This is a genomic window from Myxacorys sp., assembly GCF_059501405.1.
The window spans coordinates 1-19,918 of sequence record NZ_JCACCM010000118.1 but is presented as its reverse complement, the minus strand read 5'-3'; the positions used below and the strand labels follow the sequence as shown (position 1 = coordinate 19,918).

The window sequence follows — 19,918 nt, the reverse complement described above, 5'->3', positions numbered from 1 at the left end:
ATTTCGAGATGTGCCGATTCCATGCTAATTCATCTTCTCATTCAGCAACGCCAAACTTTCTCTCAAAAGATTGAAAGGATGCACAGAGTGATAAAACCTCCATACATCCTTCTAATATCGAACATTGAACAAGCTTACAGCTTGACTTCAATATCAACCCCCGCAGGCAAATCAAGCTTCATCAACGCATCAATCGTTTTTGAAGACGGCTGATAAATATCAATAATCCGCTTGTGAGTGCGCGTCTCGAAGTGTTCCCGCGAATCTTTATCGACGTGGGGAGATCGCAGAACACAATAAATTCGACGACGGGTTGGAAGTGGAATTGGACCGATCGCAGTTGCATTAGTACGATTTGCAGTGTCTACAATCTTTTCGCAAGATGTATCAAGGAGGCGGCGATCAAATGCTTTCAGACGAATTCGAATCTTTTGCTGCTGAATAGTTGCCATTGGAATTAATACTCAAATTTTCGTGGTTCAAACTTACATAACACTGCTTGGTAGAGCGTTGCTATGTACATATAACACTCATAAAAAGCTATCAGCGGCCAAAATAGGTTGGCCACTGATAGCTTCAAGCTAGGGATGTATCACTACTTCAAGATCTTTGCGACGACACCTGCACCAACGGTGCGGCCCCCTTCGCGGATTGCAAAGCGCATTCCCTGCTCAATCGCGATCGGGTTGATTAGTTCCACTGTCATCTTGATGCGATCGCCAGGCATTACCATTTCTGCCTTGCCGCCATCGTCCGAGGTGAAATCGCTGATTGTCCCCGTTACGTCAGTTGTCCGCACGTAGAACTGAGGGCGGTATCCTGGGAAGAACGGAGTATGACGTCCACCTTCTTCCTTCTTCAGAATATACACCTCAGACTCAAACTTGGTATGAGGTGTGATCGAACCAGGCTTAGCAAGCACCATGCCACGCTCGATATCTTCTTTTTTGAGACCCCGGAGCAAAATGCCCGCGTTATCACCTGCCATACCTTGATCGAGACTCTTCTTGAACATCTCGATACCCGTTACAGTCGTCTTCTGGGTTTTTCTGATGCCAACGAGTTCAACTTCATCTTGCACCTTAACCGTACCACGCTCAATACGACCCGTCGCAACTGTACCACGACCTGTAATCGAGAAGACATCCTCTACCGCCATCAAGAATGGCTTATCCACATCGCGCTCAGGAGTTGGGATGTAATCATCCACAGAATCCATTAGCGCATAGATGCCATCAACCCACTCATTTTCACCCTTTTTGGTCTTTGGGTTAGCCGTCATGGTCTCTACAGCTTGTAACGCAGAACCAGCAGTAATCGGAATATCGTCACCAGGAAATTCGTAAGAACTTAACAGTTCACGAACTTCAAGTTCGACGAGTTCCAGTAGCTCTTCGTCATCTACCATGTCTTTCTTGTTCAAGAAAACCACCAGACGAGGAACGCCGACTTGACGAGCCAATAGAATATGTTCGCGGGTTTGCGGCATTGGACCATCTGCCGCAGACACCACAAGAATTGCGCCGTCCATCTGAGCGGCTCCAGTGATCATATTTTTCACATAGTCTGCGTGACCCGGGCAGTCCACGTGAGCATAGTGACGAGCCTCGGTTTCGTACTCCACGTGAGCCGTGTTGATGGTGATACCGCGCGCCTTCTCCTCAGGAGCGGCATCGATATCTTCGTATTTCCGGGCTGCTGCTTGACCCAAAGCAGAGAGGGTCATCGTGATCGCCGCCGTTAGCGTAGTCTTACCGTGGTCAACGTGACCGATGGTTCCAATATTAACGTGGGGTTTAGTCCGTTCAAACTTTGCGCGTGCCATGAGTTACAGTTCCTCTTCCTGATTAAGCGTTCCCTTTGTTTTTTGCAATGATCGTCTCAGCAACGTTACGAGGTACTTCATCATAATGGCTAAATTCCATTGTGAAAGTTCCTCGTCCCTGAGTCATTGACCGAATATCCGTAGCATATCCGAACATCTCTGCCAACGGAACCTTGGTCGTTACTTTAGCAATACCTCGCTCTACGCCCTGAGCTTCAATCTGACCTCTTCGGGAGATGAGGTTGCCCATAACAGTTCCAAGGAAGTCTTCTGGTGCTTCAACCTCGACCTTCATCATCGGTTCGAGCAGCACAGGCGAAGCTTTCATAACGCCATTTTTGATTGCCATTGATCCAGCAATTTTAAATGCCATTTCGTTGGAGTCTACGTCGTGATAAGAGCCATCAACTAAGGTGGCTTTGATGTCAATGAGCGGGTATCCAGCAATGATGCCAGACTCACACGCTTCACGCATTCCTGCTTCCGCCGGACCAATATACTCTTTGGGAACCGAGCCACCAACGATTTTAGAGACAAACTCAAAACCGCTACCTGTTTCACCAGGCTCAACTTGAATCACAACGTGACCATACTGGCCTTTACCACCACTTTGGCGAACGAATCTACCCTCTGCCTTAACTGGCTGACGAATGGTTTCTCGGTAAGCAACTTGAGGTGCACCCACGTTTGCCTCAACCTTAAACTCCCGTAGCATTCTGTCTACAAGGATTTCTAGGTGAAGTTCACCCATACCCGCGATAACAGTTTGATTCGTTTCCTGATCAATGTTGACGCGGAAAGTTGGATCCTCTTCAGATAAAGCTTTGAGTGCCTTAGAGAGTTTTTCCATGTCACCTTTCGTTTTTGGCTCTACCGCCACAGAAATTACGGGTTCAGGAATAAACAATGACTCAAGAATGATGCTGTCGTTTTCGGGGCAGAGAGTATCGCCCGTCAAGGTATCAGATAAACCAGGAATCGCGCCTAGGTCACCTGCCCGCAACTCATCTACGTCGATCCTCTCATCTGCTTTCAAGACGATTAAACGAGAAACGCGCTCTTTCTTACCCTTTGTAGAGTTGTAGATATAACTCCCTTTAGCGAGCACACCAGAATAAACTCGCACGAAGGTGAGACGGCCTACAAACTTATCGGTCATCACCTTGAAGGCTAAGGCTGCAAACGGAGCATCATCTTTAGGTGGACGCTCAGCCGTTTCGCCCGATGGCAGGATACCTTGAATAGGCTTCACATCGATCGGAGCAGGCAGGTAATCGATCACGGCATCGAGCATCTGCTGAACGCCTTTGTTCTTAAAGGCAGAACCACACAGCATCGGAATGATTGTGTTGTCAATAACGCCTTTACGAAGCGCAGCTTTGATTTCGGCTTCGGTGAACTCTTCTCCACCAAAGTATTTCTCCATCAAGTCTTCGCTGGTTTCCGCCACAGCTTCAATCAACTTGACGCGGAATTCTTCTGCTCTATCTTTCAAGTCAGCGGGAATATCCGTAACTTCGATCTCACGCCCTAGGTCGTCTTTGTGGATATAAGCTTTCATCCGCACCAAATCAACGATGCCTTTGAACTGATCTTCAGCACCGATTGGAATTTGAATGGGAACTGCGTTTGCCTGTAAGCGATCGCGCACCTGCCCATAGACTTTATAAAAGTCAGCTCCGGTCCGATCCATCTTGTTCACAAACACAAGGCGAGGCACATTGTACCGATTCGCCTGCTTCCACACGGTTTCAGATTGAGGCTGCACACCTCCAACGGAGCAGAACACAGTGATCACGCCATCCAGTACCCGCATGGAACGCTCCACTTCAATCGTGAAGTCTACGTGTCCAGGAGTGTCAATGATGTTGATCTTGTGTTCTAGTTCGCCTTCTCCAACTTGAGTCGGCTTTTCCGAATCACGACGTGTCCACTGGGTGCTAATGGCAGCAGCAGTAATGGTAATTCCCCGCTCCCGCTCCTGCTCCATCCAGTCTGTCGTGGCAGTACCTTCATGGACCTCACCAATCTTATGGACGATGCCGGAATAAAATAAAATCCGTTCTGTTGTTGTTGTCTTACCCGCATCAATATGCGCAGCAATTCCGATATTCCGTACTCTTTCGAGCGGGACGGTACGAGCCACAGCTACCTCCTTAGCATCTGTTGCATAGTCAAAATCACACTACCGTTCTATTAAGATTCTATACTTTTTAATACCGATAGTGTGCGAAGGCTTTGTTTGCCTCTGCCATTCGGTGCGTTTCTTCGCGCTTGCGGATTGCGCTTCCAGTTTCATTTGCTGCGTCCATTAGTTCGCTCGCCAATCGGGTTGCCATCGATTTGCCTGAACGCGCCCTTGCATATTGAATCAACCACCGCAATGCTAATGCAGTACCGCGATCGGTTCGCACTTCCATCGGGACCTGATAAGTTGCACCACCTACCCGACGCGCCTTCACCTCAACTAGGGGGGTTGCGTTTCTTACTGCCCGCTCAAACACTTCCAACGGTTCAGTTCCGGTACGTTCTTTGATTGTCTCGAAAGCATCGTAGACAATGTGAGACGCCAAGGACTTTTTGCCACTCTTCATAATTCTCCGAACCATCATTGTGACGAGACGGGAGTTATGAACTGGATCTGCGGGGATAGGACGCTTTTTGATGACGACGCGACGAGACATAGTGAGCCTTCACTTCAAGAGAAATTGAACAATTAGTTAAGAGGTTTCAATTAGCAATCTTAGAATCACTTTCGAGTTCTAGATAATCGCCAGTAAACAGACCCCATACTTGGATAATCCAAATTTAGAGGTTTCTGTTTAACAATCGGTACTAGCACGATTCAAACTACGATGCCGCTTTTGGACGCTTTGCGCCGTACTTAGAACGACCTTGCTTGCGGTCTTTCACTCCAGCCGTATCGAGCGTACCGCGAATAATATGGTAACGAACGCCAGGCAGATCCTTCACACGACCGCCGCGAATCATGACTACAGAGTGCTCTTGCAAGTTGTGCCCAATGCCAGGGATGTAAGCAGTTACTTCAAAACCGGAGGTCAGGCGAACCCGTGCAACTTTACGCAGCGCCGAGTTAGGCTTTTTCGGAGTTGTCGTGTAAACCCTTGTGCAAACGCCACGACGTTGAGGGCAACTCTTGAGAGCCGGAGATTTGGTTTTCTTACGAGCATTGAAGCGCTCGTCACGGATGAGTTGCTGGATAGTGGGCATGTTATGGAGTACGCAGTTTTTACCTGTTCCAACTTTTAACAAATACTAACCATATCAACCTGGCAGCGCAACTGTCAAACACTTTTCTCAAGTGTTTTTATTCAGTTAAATTCAATTTAGAATTGCGTTGCGTTCAGATTAAGACAGTAGATTCCCTATTCTAGCTCTCTGTTACTGCAAATGAGACACCACAGCCACAGATTTTTGTTGCTTTGGGATTATGAAAGCGAAAACTGCCACCCATCAGGTCCTCAGAGAAATCAAGAGCCAACCCGTTGAGATATTCTACGCTCTGAGCATCGATCGCAATATTAATGCCCTGATAGTGATGCACCTGGTCCTGAGGTTGAAGATTACGGTCAAATTCGGTAACGTAGAGCAGTCCGGAGCAGCCCCCGGTTTTAACTTTGAGGCGAAGAAAGGCGTCTGGAGCAGATTGTTTAGCTTGTAAGCGAATGATCTCCTCACGTGCAGAATCGCTGATCTGAATCATGATAACCATCAGTAGTGCTTCTAGGCTCTAATCCTATCTTGGTGCGATCGCTCTTAAGACTTCAAATCAAGAAGTAGACTAAAAACCAAGAAGAGGCAGTCAAAATTTTGATTGCCTCTTCAAAGAAATATCTAAAGAAAAGAAATACTAAAGTATTGAACTGTGCTTAACTACGGCTTACTAGCGCGGGAGTAATCGTCTTGGAACCGGACAATATCGTCTTCGCCAAGATATTCGCCATTCTGAACTTCAATGAGAACGAGAGGAATAACTCCAGGATTTTCTAGCCGGTGGGCAGTGCATTGAGGCACATAAGTTGATTGATTGCTGCCAAGCGTAAGTTCTGCATCACCGCAGACGACTTTGGCAGTTCCTGAGACTACAATCCAATGTTCACTGCGGTGGTGATGCATTTGAAGGCTAAGGCGATGTCCAGGTTTTACATCAATTCGCTTGATTTTGTATCCTCGTCCTTCTTCTAGAATTGTAAATGAACCCCAAGGACGCAGTTCTGTTGCACTTGCGCCTTTCACTGTAGACGGAGATAGCGTCAATGTAGGAGCTTGCGCCATTTCTTTAACTTGTACCACCGTTCCTCTCCTCCCTATATTCGGGTTCATGTTGGATTCGTTTTTCCACCCATCAAGACTAGCAAACGCTTTTGATGGGCACCACTGGAAATTGGACAGTTTAGAAGAATTTTACCAAGTCTTTATTGAGCTTCAAATCGGCTTTATTCTCATGTGTCAAAGAGATTAGGGCTGGTAAAAGATGCCGATGCCATTGTGGACACGAGCAGCTGATTGGGGAGGACGGTCAAGGATCTGACCACCCAGATACAGTGTTGTCGAGCTTCCGCCGTCTAGATTCAGGGCGTTGGTCGCGCCAAGCTGCTTCATGATATTGGCAGTGTCGCCTAGCGTTGGGCCGACTCCGTCGATTCGATCTTGAATGGCAACAATCAGAATTGTGCCATCGAGCGTTTGTCCGATCGCACTGCGGGCTGCTTTCTCTTCAATAAAAGCTTTACTAAATCGTTCTGCTGTGGCATCTAATACAGTCTGCCCATTTTGGAGGAGTAGAGGCCCTGCGCCAAGGATAGTTGCGTAGTTGGCTAAATCGGGAGGCGTCAGACTCACTTCAAGTTGAACAGGCGCACCTACTGGAAAAGAACTGGTGGCACTTCGATTTGACCGCAGCACAAGTAAATATCCGTTTGAGGGAATTGAAGCCGGACTTCCAGCTTTTTCTACAGTGGTTTGCTCAATAACTTGATTATTCTGAACAGGAACTAAGATTTCGTTGTCTGAGAGGGTGGTGTAAGAAGTGCCCCATGCGGGAGTATAACGGGCAATTCCAGCTTGAACATAACCACTGTTAAGAGTTGTTAAGGGAAAGCGCTGGTTAGAGACGATCGCGGTTTCTTGCAGCACCAATCGATCGACCCTTAACTTGCCATCGGTGTTCCAAGCAACGACGCCACGGCTCAGAATTGGGCTAGATAGCCACTGATTATTGAGGCGAATGGCTCCGAGTGGAAGCTGATTGATGCGATTAAAGAAGCCCCCGTTGATTGCTGCGATCGTGCCTGTCTGCTGAGCCGTTCGCAACAACGGTGCAGTCCCTGGAACTCTATCTGCGTTGGACAGCACTGGACGAAAGCTCAACTGGGGCTGCTTAGGATTGACTTCTAACCAAACGGTGGGGAACTGGGCATTTCCAACCGCAATGTACTGCTGCCGCCATCGCACTCCGGGTAGCCAGGCGATGTCCTTTGCAGCTAGGTAAGGAGTCCCGACATCGATAATGATGCGATTAGCTTGAGTAGTGATTTGTGGACGTACGCGCCAGGGAATACCAATTCTCAAGCGAGTTTGAGCCGGTGATGTTTCGATTTTTAGCGTTCGGATTTTGTTAGCAGGACTTGACTTAAAGACTTGAGGAGGAGCAAAGCCAAGTTGAGCATTTAGAGTCAGTAGAAATTCGAGACTTTGGGGATCGACTTGCCAAGGAGCCGATCGATCGAGATCGATTGTAATGCGATCGCCCCAGGGCTGCTGCTCTTGACGAATGGCTAAAACCTTCGCAGGTTGAGTTGCGATGTTTAAGCGATCGCCATCAGCCTGCAACTGCCAGCCATTTTTCTGAGCAAGCTCTGTGATGTCAAGGTAGCGAGAGGTTGAATCGGCACGCGTCGGAAGAGTTGTTGCATCTGAGAACCACTGAATTGGCTGCTGGCTCACATTCGTTGTGCTAAGAAGCTGAACTCCAAAACGCTGAGTCAAGGCAGCATCACTGATGCCAATGCGAGAACTACTGCCAGCTTGCCACTGAGTCCAGGCTCCATAAAACGGTTGACCATTGAGAACAATTTGACGGTTGCCAAACGGTGTAGAAAGGGGAGTAGAAGTAGAGAGAGGAGTAGAAACCGAACGCTTTGGCAGAGGTCTTGGGCTTAACGTTGGTTGAGGAGTAGAGCCAGGAGAATCTGCTCGACCGGGGAGTGGAATAAGCAGCGTGCCGAGCATCAAGAGCGCCACCTTTGAGGGGAATGTTTTCCCTAGAATCAAGGATTTGAGAGGGTTCAACCGAATCTGTTTGAGAATGTCAATCTTAACCACAACGTTTTCTAAAGCCTCGAAACTCATTCAACGATCGCCGCCGCGTATTGTACTTGAAGTTACAGATTGTTAGTGCTGTCGAATCGATACGGCAAAGAGTTCCAACGCGACGGTTTCTTCAAAGGGCCATGAAGCGTTGATTGTTCCAAATCTCTAAACCACGACAGAGATTGTCAAGATAGCGTTACATGCTTGTTGGCAGATGGGGATTGCTATGCCAATAAATTTTTTATAATATTCTTAACTCAACCTTTATAAAAAGTCGGCGAAGTTGCCTGAAGGATACTCCTCTCCCTGATCTACTGCTGCTCCATTGAGTTTTGACGGTTACGATTACCTCAAGTGCAGCTTTACAAGAACGCTTGGCAAATTTTAGGGGATTGAGGGCATTTCTAACATGGATTTGATAGAGCTACTAAATTCTAAGCGCAGCCTTAGCAGGAAACCTGAATTGCCTAAGCGGTGTGATACTGAAGATTCGATGAACTAAATGTCTCTTCGTTGCCAAGTGTATGAATAGTAGGGCTTGACTAGCAGTTTTTTTTACTCGATTGTTGGATCTACGTGATCTTGATCGGCATTCTCTTCATATAAAGTTTCTGACGAAATCAGCCCTTAACCTAATCGTTTACGTTGCTACCAGCGTGAGCGCCTTCCCCGTCCCTAGCCATCAACTACATCTTTTTTCATTGAAATGAGTGGAATGAACCATCCCATGACTAACGTAAGTGCAACATCTGAGAATCAATCGCAGGATCACCAAAACTCGACATATGCAGGTCAGCGGTGGCTTGTGGAAGAGCGGGATGCCTGCGGTGTGGGCTTTATTGCGGATCAGCAGGGACGAGAAAGCCACGATCTGGTGTTGAAGTCGCTGACTGCGCTTTCTTGTATGGAGCATCGGGGGGGATGTAGCGCCGATCGCGATTCTGGAGATGGCGCAGGAGTGATGACGGCAATTCCTTGGGCGATTCTGAATGAATGGGCGACCTCGACAGGGATATCGTTGCCGTCTGAGGGCGTGGGTGTAGGCATGATGTTTTTGCCTCGGGTTGACGCGATTGGGGCAGAGCGCAACTCCGTAGGAACCGCGGCACTGTCTCGTCAGGTGGTGGAACAAGTTGTCACTGAGGAAGGATTATCGGTTTTAGGGTGGCGAGTACTTCCGGTTAATCCCGATGTATTAGGCGTTCAAGCCCGTGAGAACCAGCCTCAGATCGAGCAGATTCTGGTTCAGTCAGATCAGCTTCGGGGGGATGACTTAGAAGGGAAGCTGTATTTGATTCGCAAGCGCATTGAAAACGCCATCGCGAAAGAAGCGGCAGACTCAAATTCTGGACTGGAAGAGTTCTACGTTTGCTCGTTTTCTAGTCGCACGATCGTCTACAAAGGCATGGTGCGGGGAGAAGTCTTGGGTGAATTTTATCAGGACTTTCAAAATCCTGCTTATCAAAGTGCATTTGCTGTCTATCACCGCCGATTTAGCACCAATACGTTACCGAAATGGCCGCTCGCTCAGCCAATGCGATTGCTCGGACACAATGGTGAAATCAATACTCAGTTGGGTAACGTCAACTGGATGTTGGCACGACAAGAAGATTTGGCGCATCCTTGCTGGGGTGAAAAAATCGAGGCATTGAAGCCGACCGTCAATCCAGAGAACAGCGATTCTGCCAGCTTGGATAACGTTTTAGAATTGCTGGTGCGATCAGGACGGACTCCGATGGAAGCGCTGATGATCATGGTTCCAGAGGCGTATAAAAATCAGCCTGATTTGCTAGAGCATCCTGAAATCGTGGATTTCTACGAATATTACAGTGGCATTCAAGAACCGTGGGATGGTCCGGCGCTACTGGTGTTTAGTGATGGCAAGCGAGTTGGAGCAAGCCTCGATCGCAATGGGTTGCGTCCTGCCCGCTACAGCATTACTCGCGATGGCTATCTTGTTGTTGCGTCTGAAGCGGGTGTCGTTCAGTTGCCAGAAGCTGAGATTGTTGAGAAAGGGCGGCTCGGTCCCGGTCAGACGATCGCGTTTGATCTAGAGTCTCGCGAGATTTTGAAAAATTGGGATCTGAAAAAGCGGGTCGCGGCAGTTCATCCCTACGGAGACTGGGTGCGCCAAAATCGGCGATCGCTGCAATCTCAAACCTTTATTGACACCGCAGAAGCTAAAACTCAAGCGCTGTTGACGGCGCAAACCGCGTTTGGCTATAGCTCGGAAGATGTGGAGATGACGATTCAGGAAATGGCGGCACAAGGAAAAGAGCCGACGTTTTGTATGGGGGATGATATTCCTCTTGCTGTTTTGTCCGAACGTCCTCACGTCCTCTATGACTACTTTAAGCAACGGTTTGCACAGGTGACGAATCCGGCGATCGATCCGTTGCGCGAAAAGCTGGTGATGTCTCTGACGATGCAGCTCGGCGGACGCGGCAACATGCTAGATGCAAAGCCAGAATATGCCAATTTGCTGCTGCTGGAATCTCCGGTGCTGAGTGAGCCTGAACTAGATCAAATTCGGCAATCGGGATTTGAGACGACTAGTTTATCAACGCTATTTGAAGTGGCAGAAGGGCCGGAAGGACTGAGACGTGCTGTAACTCAATTGTGTCAGAGCGCGGCTGAAGCAGTTCGGACGGGTCAGAAGATTTTGATTCTCAGCGATCGCTTAGATAAAAACGGCAACTCGGCTCGTTTGACGGCTGAGCAGAGCTACATTCCACCTTTGCTCGCCGTAGGTGCAGTCCACCATCATCTGATCCGTCAGGGACTCCGAATGAAAGTGTCGCTGGTCGCTGATACGGCTCAAGCTTGGAGTACCCATCATTTTGCGTGTCTCGTCGGCTATGGTGCAAGTGCTGTGTGTCCGTATCTGGCGCTAGAAAGTGTGCGATCGTGGTGGTCAGATCCGAAAACGCAGACGATGATGGAGCGCGGCAAAATTAAAGCAGCAAGCTTAACAGCAGTGCAGGCAAATTATCGCAAAGCGGTTGAAGATGGATTGCTCAAGATTCTCTCGAAGATGGGAATTTCGCTGCTGTCGAGCTATCAGGGTGCACAAATTTTTGAAGCGATCGGCATTGGCGGCGATCTGTTGAACATGGGATTTTGTGGCACCGCATCTCGCTTAGGCGGGCTGAGCGTGAATGATCTGGCACAAGAAGTTTTGTCGTTCCACAGTCGTGCCTTTCCAGAACTGACCACGAAGAAACTAGAGAACTTTGGATTTGTGCAGTACCGTCCGGGAGGCGAGTACCACATGAATAGTCCAGAACTCGCAAAGCACTTGCACAAAGCGGTGGAGACCAAGAGCTTCGATCATTACGATCTGTATCAGCGTCATTTAGCTAATCGCCCGCTAACGGCATTGCGTGATTTGCTTGACTTCAAGAGCGATCGCCCCTCAATCTCCATTGACGAAGTAGAATCTGCCACAGAAATTGTGAAGCGGTTCTGTACTGGAGGAATGTCGCTCGGAGCGCTGTCTCGTGAAGCTCATGAAGTGCTAGCGATCGCGATGAATCGGCTAAACGGTAAATCGAATTCGGGTGAGGGCGGCGAAGATCCCGTTCGTTTCAAGGTGCTAAACGATGTAGAGCAAGGACTTTCGCCTGTCCTGCCGCATCTCAAAGGCTTGCAGAACGGAGACACGGCCAATTCATCGATTAAACAAGTTGCGTCTGGACGATTTGGCGTGACGCCAGAATATCTGATGAGCGCTAAGCAAATTGAAATTAAGATCGCTCAAGGGGCAAAACCGGGTGAAGGCGGTCAGTTACCAGGACCAAAAGTGAGTCCTTACATTGCCATGTTGCGCCGCTCGAAGCCTGGAGTGACGCTGATTTCACCACCGCCGCACCACGACATCTATTCCATCGAAGATCTGTCTCAACTGATTTTCGATCTGCATCAAATTAATCCCAAGGCGCAGGTCTCGGTGAAATTGGTGGCAGAAGTGGGAATTGGCACGATCGCAGCAGGCGTTGCGAAAGCAAATGCCGATATTATTCAAATTTCTGGACACGATGGCGGCACGGGTGCGTCTCCGCTGAGCTCGATCAAACATGCGGGTAGCCCTTGGGAACTGGGTCTAACCGAGGTGCATCGGGTGCTGATGGAAAATCAATTGCGCGATCGCGTCGTGCTGCGCGTCGATGGCGGCATCAAAACCGGCTGGGACATCATCATGGCGGCGCTCATGGGCGGTGAAGAGTACGGCTTCGGCTCGATCGCTATGATTGCTGAAGGCTGTATCATGGCTCGAATTTGTCACACCAACAACTGCCCAGTCGGAGTTGCTAGCCAGAAAGAAGAACTGCGGAAGCGCTTCCCTGGCACTCCAGAACATGTGGTGAACTTCTTCTTATTCATTGCCGAAGAAGTGCGATCGCTATTAGCTCGACTCGGATATCAATCCCTGGGTGACCTAATTGGACGCGCTGACCTGCTCAAAATGCGGGAAGGCGTGGAACTGACTAAAACCAAGACGTTGAATTTAGATTGTCTGACTCAGCTACCTGATACTCGCAACGATCGCAGTTGGCTTCAGCATGAAACCGTTCACAGTAATGGTCATGTGGTCGATGATGATCTGCTGGCAGATGCCGAGGTTCAATCGGCGATCGCCAATCAATCTAATTTGACCAAAGACGTGGTGGTGGTGAATACAGACCGGACAGTGGCGACACGAGTAGCAGGTGCGATCGCGGCGAAATACGGCAACTCTGGTTTCGGCGGTCAGGTGACGCTGAACTACACAGGCAGTGTCGGTCAAAGCTTTGGCGCATTTAACTTACCTTGTATGACGCTCAACTTGGTCGGTGAAGCCAACGATTATGTGGGGAAAGGGATGCACGGCGGCGAAATTGCGATCAAACCGCCTATCGATGTAACCTATGATGCCTTTCGAAATGTGATCATCGGCAATACTTGCTTATATGGCGCTACCGGAGGTCGTCTTTTCGCGAATGGTCAAGCGGGGGAACGATTTGCCGTTCGCAATTCCCTAGCTGAAGCGGTTGTCGAGGGTGTGGGCGATCACTGCTGCGAATATATGACGGGCGGTGTCGTAGTGGTTCTGGGTCGGTCGGGTCGCAACGTGGGCGCAGGCATGACGGGCGGACTCGCTTACTTCTTGGATGAAAATAATACCTTCCAAGCAAAAGTGAATCCTGAAATTGTGAAGGTGCAACGGGTGAGCACGCCTGCGGGTGAGCAACAGTTAAAGGAATTGATCCAAGCGCACAGCGATCGTACAGGTAGCCCGAAGGCGAAAGCCATTTTAGCGGACTGGTCGGAGTATTTGTCGAAGTTCTGGCAGGTCGTGCCACCGTCTGAAAAAGATACGCCAGAAGCCAATCCAGATGCGGTTAAAGTTGCAATCTCCGTGTAACTTGCAGCCTGTAGAAAGCATGAAACAGTAGGGTTGTAGATCTGAGGTGTAACGATCGTATCGCCCTTGTTCCACAGCATCGAAGCTCACTAACAGGTCTACAACCTACTAAATGAAAGCAGGAACACTCATTGCGTCCCTGCTTTCTTAAAAACTACTCAAGAATAACTCTTCGATTCTTATCACTGCTCTACCCCTGACCTAATCACCTCAACTGATCGCAAACCCATTCTGCGGTTGCCGCTCCCGACCGAAAAGCGCTTTCGACTCGATTTCCGCCACACCAGTCGCCCGTGCAGACTAAGGGCGAATCGGTCTGAGCGGCGAGATAAGGCTGAGCGAGTGGTGTGACTGGGAAAGCATATCGCCAGCGATGAACTTGCAACACTTCGGGTTCGGTCAGCCAAGGAACAGTGGCTTGAGCTGCTTGAATCAGCAACTGTTTGCCCACGGCTTGAAGATCAGGAGCCTCAAAAAATTGATGAGCGAAGGCGGCGCTGCTTTGAATTACAAACACAGGCTGCACTGGGTGCTGCTGTTTTGAGCTATCAAATCCAATCCAGCTTAAATCTGAATCTAGAGGACAAGTAATGCCCTGAAACGGCAATGCTTCAGCGTCCGATTGACGACTTTGAGGATAGAGCGCGATCGCGCTAATTGATGGCGCAAACTCGACCGATTTCAACGCCTTCAAATAGCGCTCGTCTAACTCCAATCCCTCCAGCAACATCACCGCTTGAGGGGCTGGAATTGCCATCACTAACAATCTCGCCGTTATGTCAGGAGCTTGCGCGATCGCGGTTTCTTCACAACGCAACCGCCACCCGTTCTTAGTTGCCTCGATCGAGATGACGCGCTGATTCAACCGGATGTTGAGATCGGTCGTGATCGCACGTGCGATCGCGCTAATGCCAGTCGGGGATGCATATCGAGGCGATCGCTCCGTCGGGGCTCGAAGTTCTCCCTGACCATCCAGTTCGTGAATCGTTTCTGTCCAGGTTCTCAGTGTGCCTCGGCCTACCAAACTCTCAAGCAATGCTTTAAACGACGAATCTTTTGGTTTGAGATAGCAAACGCCATGATCCGCATGAGTGCCGTGGAGTCGCCGAGTTGCCATGCGTCCGCCCAGCCCTCGCGACTTCTCAATAACCACAACACGATGCCCTACTCGGTGTAGCCGTTGGGCGCAGGTCAAGCCCGCCATACCTGCACCGACGATCGCAATATCAGCCGAAGAATCTGCCATGAAGGTCAACCGCAATCCTAATCACAAGGTTTGAGTGTGGAGTGTAGAATATGAAGGACTGCCCGCACGCTGCATTTGGAGGAAGTCTAGCAGTGGATGAGTTTAGAGACGCTTTAGAACTGGCAACAGACGACGAGTTGCAAGAATTAACCGATATTCTGTTTCGCCCCAAATTTAATCCTTTGGATTACGTTAACACGCCTCATCCTCTAGACGTGCAGAGCCAACACCGAGAGGACTGGTTAGATACGATCGACGATCGGTTCCGTTTTCTTGCGGCAGATGGCATGACTGTTCTACGCCGTCAAACCGGACACGTGACCTATCGCCAAATCCTAATTCAAGTTTGTCGCTATTTGAAGCTGCCCTACATGAACTCGATGGTGACTACCGATATTGAAGCAGAAATTTTCTTGCATCTGCTACATCGAGCCTGGAAGCAATTGCCCGCGTCTGAACAGGTCGCCCTGTCGCGGCAGGTTCAGCAGTCTCTCTCTCAATCCACTTTTGTGCAACAGTTGCCCCTACTGCTTCAGAAAGATCCGATGGCGTTGGTCTTGAAGGGAGGAAGCGCTTTAGCCGTAAATTCGGTTGTTCAGCCGATGTTGCTGCAATTGATTGCGCGACAGTTTGCGATCCACTTTGCTCAGTATCAGTTGGCGCAACAAGCGATCGCACAAGGCACGATAGTCGCTGCTGGGCAGGTTCAACACTATGTGGCGCTTCAGATGGCGCGGCGGGGTATGGCTGGCGCAACTGCAAGATATGGAGCTACTCGCGCGGCAATGGCGTTTGTGGGGTCTGCGCTGTGGATGTGGTTTTTAGCCGATTTAGGCTGGCGGGCGATCGCAACTAATTATGGTCGCGTGATTCCGACTATTTTTGCGCTGGCACAGATTCGACTGACGCGATCGGAGTGTTTTGGAGCCGTTTAAGCCGCTATTCAGGTCTCCTGATTTGAAAATTTTTCAGCTTCATCCCGAGCCAACGCTTCGCAGGCAGTGGAATGCAGCTCAGATTGGCTTGTTTCTGCTGCCGTTCAGTTCGTTTCTGGGCGGCGTATTGTTGCTTGTCCTGTCTTTTGTGATTTGGCAGAAGCAGTATAAAACGCTGAGCCGTCAGCCCGTAAATCGAGGATTCGCAATTTTAAGCCTTTGGCTGGTGATTTCCGCTGGTTTTGCCAGCAATCGCACAGATGCTTTTTTAGGAATATTCAATTTTCTGCCATTCTTTGTCGTCTTTGCAGCCCTGAGCTATCTGATTCAGACGCTAGATCAACTGCGTCGAATTGCCTGGATTTTACTGCTCACCTCGATTCCAGTCAGTCTGATTGGGTTTGCTCAATTGTTTTTGCATTGGGGCGGCAATCCATCGGTGTTGTACGGGTTGGTCGAATGGACGATTGATCCCCAAGGAACGCCTCCGGGACGAATGGCATCCGTCTTTGCCTATGCAAATGTCCTTGCCAGTTACTACGTAATTGTGTTTGTGCTGGGACTGGGACTGTGGATTGAAGCGATTAGCAAACGTGTGGCTTCTAAGCAACACTATTTGTTAGCGAGTATCGTGTTGACCGATGCGATCGCGCTGATTCTCACCAATTCCAGAAATGCATGGGCGATCGCACTCCTGGCCTGTCTCGCGTTTGCGGTGTATCAAAAATGGTATTGGGTCGTTGGAGTGGTCAGCGCGATCGCAGGAGCTATGCTTGGTGCTGCCTTTGCTCCAGACCCTTTAGCAACAGGATTTCGGACGGTTGTTCCCCGTTTTTTTTGGGCGAGATTGAATGATCAACTGTACAGCGATCGCCCCGTTGCTCAACTGCGATCGACGCAGTGGAAGTTTGCTTGGTCACTAGCAGAGCAGCATCCACTCACCGGATGGGGACTGCGGAGTTTTAGCCCTCTCTACGAGTCGCAAATGCACTATTGGCTAGGGCATCCCCATAACCTGTTTCTGATGATGGCCGCCGAAACCGGGTTTCCTGGAGCCTTACTGCTCTACGGACTCGTTGGCTGGATTATGGCTCAGGGAGTCTTATTCATGCGCCGTGGATTCGCTCAAAGCAGGAACGATCGGCTTCGCCAAGGTCCAGAGGAGCGACGGCTCTACTTCACGTTCCTCACCGCTTTTTTCGCCTGCACTCTATTCTGCTTGCTAGATATCACCTTGTTTGATGCTCGAATTAACCTGATGGGGTGGGTTCTCCTGGCCGGAATTTGGGGAATTAGCCGTCAGCCCTCAAGTCTGTCTACCTGATTTAGCGCGTTTTGACGCTGTGGCTCTAGACTCTACTGTAAATTCTGGGATGTCTTGTAGTTCAGCATCGCTCAGACTGTACTGTTCGCAGACTAAACTCAATCGAGTATCAGGCACTTTGAGAGTATTGACGGAATGGGTTAAATCACCTTGAAAGTGAACCACCATGTTGACCTGTGGTTTAATCTGTCCCACCTGCTGTTTGTGATTGCGTAAAACCAGTTCTCCGCCTTGCAATGCCTTCGGCAGCTGAACATAGAGAACACTGACGATCGTAGGTGGGTCAATCGTCTTGCAGTATGACCTTAGGGAGCGATCGATATGTGGATCGACCCGAGAGCCTTCTCGAAGCAAGAGCGGATTCAGGTAAAACGCGTTGCATGTCGGCTGAAGGACTAGGTCCAAATAAGGCTTGAAGAAGGGAAATTTCTGCTTTACGGTCTCTAGTCCTAACCGTTGAAATACGACTGAAAATCCTTGAGTCCCAACAAAATCACGGTTAAGATTATTCACCGCGAGATAAGAACTCGCCAGAATCTCGCCCCGCAAGTCGTTGAGGTAGGAAAGCGGGAAAGCATCAAGGTGTTGGCGGTAGTACTTCAAAACGAATCAGGCAGTAGATGAGCGATCAGCATTAGATCTCATTCTATTTGCTGATCGCTCATCCTTGTTTACCTTAAAGAGCAGACTTTCAGCCCGCTCTTGAGCTAGCTTGGTTCTACCACAAAGCTCTTATACCATCTGAGGTTGAATTCTCGATTGGCTGACTCGTCGAGGGCATTGGCTCCGTCTGGGTTGAATTCGGCCGTGTTGGAGAGGATGCCACCGTTAAAATAGGACGTACCAAGGCCAGCACTTCTGATTCGGTTGCATACCCATCAAAGGCTTCAGAACTGAACGGAATGATGGAGGTAGAACCCATCTGTTTCAGTGATGACGATGATGATGTTGCTGCCGATCGATTTTCGTTATAAATCACACTACTTGCGCTACGAATCCAAGGACGCTCATCTGCGGCTAGTAGCGTTTGTCGCAGAAACCGAATGCCTGCCGCATGGCGAGCTTCGACTGAGTGAATGGCTAACGCAGCCGCTAGAATTGGTTTACCTGCTTCGCCTGCTGCCACCAAATTCTGCACTTGCCCCTTGTAAGCCGCTACGCCGAGGTCTTCAACATATTGTCCTGCGAGCAACAAATCGGTTGGATTAGCAAATGGATCTCGTCCTAAAATAGCGCTGTAATTCGGATTTTGCGGAAGCACGATCGCATCCGGATCGCCGCCAATAGAACGTAACACCGCAGATAAATCAGTGACATGCTGCGCCTCGTCTTGTCCATAGGAAATCAGCGCATTTTTTGCCACTTGTGGAGCACTTCTCAAAGCACCTGTCTGAGCGGCGGCAACGGCACGGCGATAAAAATCGGCTTCTAGCTTTTCTAGTGTTAGAGCGTATTCAGTGACTTGCCTTGGTGTTAGGGTCGCCGTTTGGGCATAAGCGGGTATCGCTGGAGCAATAAACAAAGAGGTCAATACAAGCAATGCCGCCACGGCGATCGCTGGAGTGGAAGTGATGACCCGACGACATGGACTACAAAAACGACTGAAAGCAGCCTGTAATACTTGAAAGCTTGCAAAATTCGACAATTGGTTCATAACAGGTTTCATCGGTGAGTTACTCCTTTCGTTACGCAACGAGCGCACCGCCAATCGGGTTATTTAAAATCTTGAAAGACGCAACTGCTGCAACAATCTGCTTGGGCGTGTAGAGTTCGTCGTAAGCTCGTCCTTTGACTGGATTCAAATCTGCGTTCAGGCCGCTGTCCTGAATCAGCCGCTCCGAGTCGGTTTCCGTCGTGGGACGATTGAGCAGCGATCGCACGCCTGCGGCATGACGACCTTCGACTGAGACAATTGAACCTGCTGCCAAAAGATAGGTTGGGTTCGTCAAACTCGGGCCTGCTCCGTTGTAAGCATGAACGCCCAAGTCTTCTAACGTCACAGCCGTATTTAAGATCTTGCTGCGATCGCGTAACAGAGCCGCTAATCCTGCCTTGTTGAGACTTAGATCACGGGTTTGAAACAGAGCGTTTGATCCTAAAACTTGACGTAGAAATTTGACATGAGCGGCTTCATGATTGCCAATAGCGCGAAGATAGTCAATCTCCTTGGCGTTGGTAATTTTGCCGCTACTCAAAGCAGCGGGGTAGAAGGCCGCTTCAAGTTCCTCAAGCAACAGCGCGAAGTTAAGAATGCCAATATCATCAGCGTTAAACGTGAGAGATTTAGCGCTAGCTTGAGCCATCACTGTTTTCGGAACGGTCGTCATTACAGCAGCACCAACGCCATAAAGACCCCATTTCAATAGGCCGCGTCGCGAGAGCGCAGCACGCCCTGCGGAAGACATAGCTGAAAAGGTCATAAGCTATTTTCGAGTGAAAGTTTACACAGGCAAAATTGCAACCCGATCGTCTAGCTCAACGTGCGAATTCTCATCTAAAACTCTGGGTACACACTTTTGGAATAGCGCTACCGTTGAATGTTTTGAACTATTTCTAGCTATAGAAGTTAAAGTCTCAAAAACATCTCCGTCGTAGAGTCAGTTACGATCAACGTTGCGCTAACGTTGCAATTTCATCTAGTACGTGTACTGATACGACAGTGGATTCACTTATTAGAAGATAAAGATTTAGAACCCAAAGAGAAGCAAAATCTTTTAAAACATGGCAGCCTCTCACAGCAAGATAGAACTTGACTGCTGTCACAAAGATTTGCGCATAAAGAAATGCAGGTTCCACACACGACTTGGCAAGTTACCCGGAAAGGAAAAAGATAAGCTGAAGAAGTAAGCGA

15 protein-coding genes are annotated in these 19,918 nt (G+C 49.2%); 3 read left to right on the top strand and 12 right to left on the bottom strand.

Annotated features, from left to right (window positions below; genetic code table 11):
• Positions 1–134: 134 nt before the first annotated feature.
• From rpsJ to AC5I6P_RS15840, 8 genes are all read right to left on the bottom strand, one after another.
• Positions 135–452 (bottom strand): 30S ribosomal protein S10, encoded by a 318-nt coding sequence (gene rpsJ / locus AC5I6P_RS15875; RefSeq protein ID WP_162422530.1) that lies wholly within the window; start codon positions 450–452, stop codon positions 135–137.
• Between the two features lie 143 nt (positions 453–595).
• A complete protein-coding gene (tuf, locus tag AC5I6P_RS15870; protein WP_495694746.1) occupies positions 596–1,825 on the bottom strand; it encodes an elongation factor Tu in 1,230 nt (409 codons plus the stop codon).
• A 22-nt stretch (positions 1,826–1,847) separates the two neighbouring features.
• The gene (gene fusA / locus AC5I6P_RS15865) at positions 1,848–3,971 is read right to left on the bottom strand and encodes an elongation factor G (protein ID WP_495694745.1); all 2,124 of its coding nucleotides are present in this window, start codon (positions 3,969–3,971) and stop codon (positions 1,848–1,850) included.
• A gap of 67 nt (positions 3,972–4,038) precedes the next feature.
• A complete protein-coding gene (gene rpsG / locus AC5I6P_RS15860; protein WP_495694744.1) occupies positions 4,039–4,509 on the bottom strand; it encodes a 30S ribosomal protein S7 in 471 nt (156 codons plus the stop codon).
• A gap of 166 nt (positions 4,510–4,675) precedes the next feature.
• Positions 4,676–5,056, bottom strand: coding sequence for a 30S ribosomal protein S12 (gene rpsL, locus AC5I6P_RS15855; protein ID WP_162422526.1), 381 nt, complete (start codon positions 5,054–5,056; stop codon positions 4,676–4,678).
• A 160-nt stretch (positions 5,057–5,216) separates the two neighbouring features.
• On the bottom strand, positions 5,217–5,558 hold the full coding sequence (locus AC5I6P_RS15850; protein WP_495694743.1) for a HesB/IscA family protein: 342 nt from the start codon (positions 5,556–5,558) through the stop codon (positions 5,217–5,219).
• 161 nt (positions 5,559–5,719) lie between these two features.
• Positions 5,720–6,121 carry a phosphomannose isomerase type II C-terminal cupin domain gene (locus AC5I6P_RS15845; protein WP_495694747.1) on the bottom strand — a complete coding sequence of 134 codons (402 nt, stop codon included), beginning with the start codon at positions 6,119–6,121 and terminating at the stop codon, positions 5,720–5,722.
• A 183-nt stretch (positions 6,122–6,304) separates the two neighbouring features.
• Entirely contained in the window at positions 6,305–8,197 is a 1,893-nt protein-coding gene (locus tag AC5I6P_RS15840) for a phosphodiester glycosidase family protein (protein ID WP_495694742.1), read from the bottom strand.
• Positions 8,198–8,885: 688 nt separating this feature from the next.
• Between AC5I6P_RS15840 and gltB the strand changes: the two genes are divergently transcribed.
• Positions 8,886–13,562, top strand: a complete 4,677-nt coding sequence (gltB, locus tag AC5I6P_RS15835; RefSeq protein WP_495694741.1) for a glutamate synthase large subunit — start codon at positions 8,886–8,888, stop codon at positions 13,560–13,562.
• A gap of 205 nt (positions 13,563–13,767) precedes the next feature.
• On the opposite strand, the gene AC5I6P_RS15830 is transcribed toward gltB, so the two are convergent.
• Entirely contained in the window at positions 13,768–14,808 is a 1,041-nt protein-coding gene (locus AC5I6P_RS15830) for an NAD(P)/FAD-dependent oxidoreductase (RefSeq protein ID WP_495694740.1), read from the bottom strand.
• Between the two features lie 50 nt (positions 14,809–14,858).
• Between AC5I6P_RS15830 and AC5I6P_RS15825 the strand changes: the two genes are divergently transcribed.
• Together AC5I6P_RS15825 and AC5I6P_RS15820 are read left to right on the top strand one after the other, a co-directional pair.
• Positions 14,859–15,743, top strand: a complete 885-nt coding sequence (locus tag AC5I6P_RS15825; protein ID WP_495694739.1) for a YaaW family protein — start codon at positions 14,859–14,861, stop codon at positions 15,741–15,743.
• A 22-nt stretch (positions 15,744–15,765) separates the two neighbouring features.
• Complete coding sequence (locus tag AC5I6P_RS15820; RefSeq protein WP_495694738.1) at positions 15,766–17,067, top strand: O-antigen ligase family protein; 1,302 nt, start codon at positions 15,766–15,768, stop codon at positions 17,065–17,067.
• Here the strand turns inward: AC5I6P_RS15820 and AC5I6P_RS15815 are convergent.
• From AC5I6P_RS15815 to AC5I6P_RS15805, 3 genes are all read right to left on the bottom strand, one after another.
• The gene (locus tag AC5I6P_RS15815; RefSeq protein WP_495694737.1) at positions 17,050–17,670 is read right to left on the bottom strand and encodes a 2OG-Fe(II) oxygenase; all 621 of its coding nucleotides are present in this window, start codon (positions 17,668–17,670) and stop codon (positions 17,050–17,052) included. The two genes, AC5I6P_RS15820 and AC5I6P_RS15815, sit on opposite strands and share 18 nt — an antisense overlap.
• A gap of 115 nt (positions 17,671–17,785) precedes the next feature.
• Positions 17,786–18,733, bottom strand: coding sequence for a ferritin-like domain-containing protein (locus AC5I6P_RS15810; RefSeq protein WP_495694736.1), 948 nt, complete (start codon positions 18,731–18,733; stop codon positions 17,786–17,788).
• A 19-nt stretch (positions 18,734–18,752) separates the two neighbouring features.
• Entirely contained in the window at positions 18,753–19,487 is a 735-nt protein-coding gene (locus tag AC5I6P_RS15805) for a ferritin-like domain-containing protein (protein WP_495694735.1), read from the bottom strand.
• Between the last annotated feature and the right edge of the window lie 431 nt (positions 19,488–19,918).